Here is a 3,769-nt window from a genome sequence, read left to right as displayed (position 1 = left end):
CGAAAACCAGTCTTGACATTCGTGCTGGTATCCGTTCCCACACCCAATTCCGTCCCGAAGGTACCATTCAGTACATTCCAAAAAGCCGGACTCTGATCCTCAAAACCAGAATTGCCAATCAAATTATCAGCAAGCATTGAGCTTGATAAAATCAGGCCGACCGTCACGATTAACAAACAAGTCTTTTTCATTTTGCCTCCTTTGTTTGTGTTAATTATTTCAAAGCCATCTAATTCTTATATATGCGACCTCCTTACGAGGCAAGGTCAATTGAAATGAATTTTCATCTTTCTTAATAATTGGTATTGATGATTCCAAGGAGGAAACAGATTTCTGCAACCGAATCCGGCCTAGCTGCTCGCTCCAGGAATGATTTAGGATTACAAGGCGTTTTTCGGTATTGTTTTCCCATACACCAAATTCCAGTCCATCGCCATTGACACTGATCTCAGGTGCTTGTTGATTAAGATGAATAATGGATTTATAAATCCGTCCTATTAACATCTTAATACAGTCATCATTAGTTCCCGATGAAAGCGCTTCGATCGGATACGGCATGAAATAGACCTTTCCCTTACCAACCTGGTTTTCAATTAAAAAAGGCATCCCAAGTTGATCAGTCATAATGACTTTTGCAGTCGTACTTAATATCGGACAATAACCGTATGACGGCTGATTGTTTAATAATGGGAGCGAAAAATGCTCATTTTTTTGAAATTCGCCCCAATCGGAATTTACTTCGACGTCTAACTTTTGAACATTCCGAAAATCCGGGACTCCGAATTTGCAGTCGGTGATTACGCCAGCCAATTTGTCCCAATCATTTACTAAACTATCGTTCGCGAAGCTGAAGTACATAATACCACCCTCATTTATATACTTGTCGAGGGCAGTTTTGGTCGGTTTGGTCATGAATTTCAACCTCGGCAGGAACAATACCGGCAGGCCATCCAACTTTAAATCATGTGAAAAAAGACCTCCGTTCTCAATTTCCTGAGCCGGTTCGACAATCATATTTACATTCTGATTAACACGCTTTAATAAAGAAAAACACTCTAAATAAAAATCATACAGATTCCCGATGTCGGTCTGAAATTCATAAGGATACTTGTAATAATAATTAGATGGAATGAATAAGCCTACATTGTTATCATTCTTTTCAAACTCACCCTTGGTCAATTCACTACAAATCTTTCGGAACTTCTCAAACTCGTAGGCAGCCGGTTTGAAAGTCTTGTCACTTCTAATGACTCCAAAACGTTCCTCGGAAAGGTGGTGAGAATAAGGCCTTTTATTGACAAAGTCAAAATCGTTAAGACACCAGCTGAGAGTCCCCTGAGCTCCATTAATCAACGCACTAAAAAAAACGGTTCGGAAATAATTCGCCTGATTTTCTTCGGAACATAACGTCGTTGAAGTACCGAATTCCTCGACGACTACCGGTTTGCCCCAGACCTTTGCTAATTGTGTACGGAACGCCGTCGTATATGTATGATGCCACGGACTCATTCCACGCGGATAATAATGCAAGCCGACGAAATCCTGATAGGAATTCAGTTTCCGTAAATGAAAGCCGGTTTGCTCACTAATCACTTCCGGAGACCAGGCTCCGTCACCAACACTGATCGGTCGCTGTGGATCGATTGAGCGAATCGTGGCGGTTATTTCTTTGACCCAGGCCATTACATCGGCAGGATTTTGATTTCCGATGAAATTTGATAGTTCATTTGATAAAAGCCAGCCCAGAACGTATTTAAAAACTTTCGCGACTTGAATTACCGAAGTTATGTAAGACTTGGTTATTTCGATAACACGGCGATCCCCGATCAATTCCGGGCCATTCATCCAGGGAACCCCCCAGTCTTCACCGGACATATGCCCGACAATAAAAGTTGGAAATGTGTACAGCTTATTTTCTTCACAAACATTTAAAAAATAACCCAGACGATCAAGCATCACCGGATTGACCGTGCCTTCCTTTTCCAGAAAAGCTGGCAGAAATAAAAAAGGCCGGCAACAATTCATTCCCAGCCCTTTCATCCGTTTGACATCATCAACCAACTCTGCCGGATACCACTCAGTCCACATGTTGATAGCCGAAGTGGCTGGCCAGTAATTAGTACCAATCAAAAATAGGTTTTTCCCTTCGCAATCTTTAAAAAACAGATTCTCAACCACTTGTTCTTTTAATCCCTTATTGACCTATTCTTTAAATCCCGTGCTTTCCCGCTTAACAAGTTCTGTCGTGATAATGCGAGTTTGGGGCGGATCAAGCGGGTGCCGAATCACTTCATTAAGCAAATTAAAAGCCTCCTTTCCCAGTACTAATTGGGGGACCCTGACGGTCGTTAGCCTCGGATTACAGTAAGCCGAATTGGGAATATCATCGAAGCCGATAATAGCAATATCATCCGGTATTTTTAATTGTTTTTTGTGAACTTCCTTAATTACTCCCATCGCAGTCGAATCATTACAGCAGAAGACGGCATCCAACTTCGGCTCTCTGTTTAATAGACTGACGAGACCCTTTTCTCCTATCGCCGGTGAGGTTTCTGCGTTTTCGACATAAGTATAATTTGAGATTTGTTCGCTGTCCATAATTTTATACGTTTCAAGACATTCTTTATATCCGCGATATCTTTCCTTAATTGATGAATGGAAAAAAGTACCCCCCACAAAACCGATGCGTTTACGTCCGGATTCGACCAAATGCTGAACCGCTGCATAAGCTCCATTATAATTATCAATCTGCACACTGTTGTAATTTTTACCCGGAACTAAATAATCGACGAGTACAAAAGGGATTCGCTTGCTATCTAAATATTCAACCAGACTATGGGGCACACGTCCGGCCAGGGCAACCCCGTCAATATCATTATATTTTAAAAAACGCGGTAGGTCAATCTTGGGGTCAAAATTTTCTTTTACAGTCGTCAGCAGAATATAACTATCACTTTTCCGCGCGGCATACTCCATTCCCAGAAAAACCTGACTATAGAACATTTCTACTTCGTAGAAGTGACTTTCCCAAATGATAAATCCGATATTGCCATTCATACGGGTTGCAAGTTTACGGGCCGATCGTGACGGCTTGTAATTGAGTTCTTCCATCACATCGAGAATTTTCTTGCGTGTTTCCGGTTTGACATATCCCTTGTTATTCAAAACCAGAGATATAGTCGAGATCGAAACCTCGGCTTTCTTAGCAATATCTTTAATGGTGCTCATATCGTCTCATAATTATTATCGACACGTTTTAATATAAAAACTCAGAAAACAAAAGTCAAGTGTATTTTTAAAGCGGAATAATTCAGAGGAAATTATTCAGCAAAAATACTCTTAAATCAGCATTTGATTCAATCGAAAAATCCTTTTGAAAACAAATGCCCTGAACGCAGGCAACCGATCTTTCCCCGACGCTTGCGCCCCTTACTTCTCAAATACTGATACCTCTGTCAGATTATGAGCGCACTCAAATTTGTTCCCGCAGTTTTTTTAAATAATGAGCAGTCCGTACATAAAATAAATCTTCTCATCAGATGTTAATATCGTTCCTTCCGAAGGCTTAACTTTTCGCTTGATTGGTTCAAAAACAAAATCTTTTACTTCTTTTCACGCTTTTTTTTAATTTTAGATTAATTAGAGAAGAAAATTTCTCAACTTTGTGAGATTGGTAACATCTTCATAAATAAAATATGGTTCTTTCGCATTTTAAATGGGTAGATAGTGTTTATTATTAGAGGTGAGGTCGAGTTTACCTGTCAGGAGA

At 40.3% G+C, this 3,769-nt stretch carries 3 protein-coding genes; all 3 read right to left on the bottom strand.

The annotated features are described in order from the left end of the window. Nucleotides 1–191: hypothetical protein (locus COT43_03100; protein PIS29757.1), on the bottom strand; the 191-nt coding region annotated here is incomplete at its 3' end. 28 nt (nucleotides 192–219) lie between these two features. Continuing rightward, nucleotides 220–2,178 (bottom strand): hypothetical protein, encoded by a 1,959-nt coding sequence (locus COT43_03095; GenBank protein PIS29756.1) that lies wholly within the window; start codon nucleotides 2,176–2,178, stop codon nucleotides 220–222. A gap of 24 nt (nucleotides 2,179–2,202) precedes the next feature. Continuing rightward, nucleotides 2,203–3,228, bottom strand: coding sequence for a LacI family transcriptional regulator (locus COT43_03090; protein ID PIS29755.1), 1,026 nt, complete (start codon nucleotides 3,226–3,228; stop codon nucleotides 2,203–2,205). Nucleotides 3,229–3,769 lie beyond the last annotated feature (541 nt).

Source organism: Candidatus Marinimicrobia bacterium CG08_land_8_20_14_0_20_45_22, assembly GCA_002774355.1.
Lineage (GTDB): Bacteria > Fidelibacterota > UBA2242 > UBA2242 > UBA2242 > 0-14-0-20-45-22.
This window is presented reverse-complemented; position numbering and strand designations above follow the sequence as displayed.

What these genes read in the sequence shown, in the direction of transcription:
- COT43_03090 (PIS29755.1), bottom strand. Translation starts at nt 3,228, where the DNA reads ATGAGCACCATTAAAGATATTGCTAAGAAAGCCGAGGTTTCGATCTCG.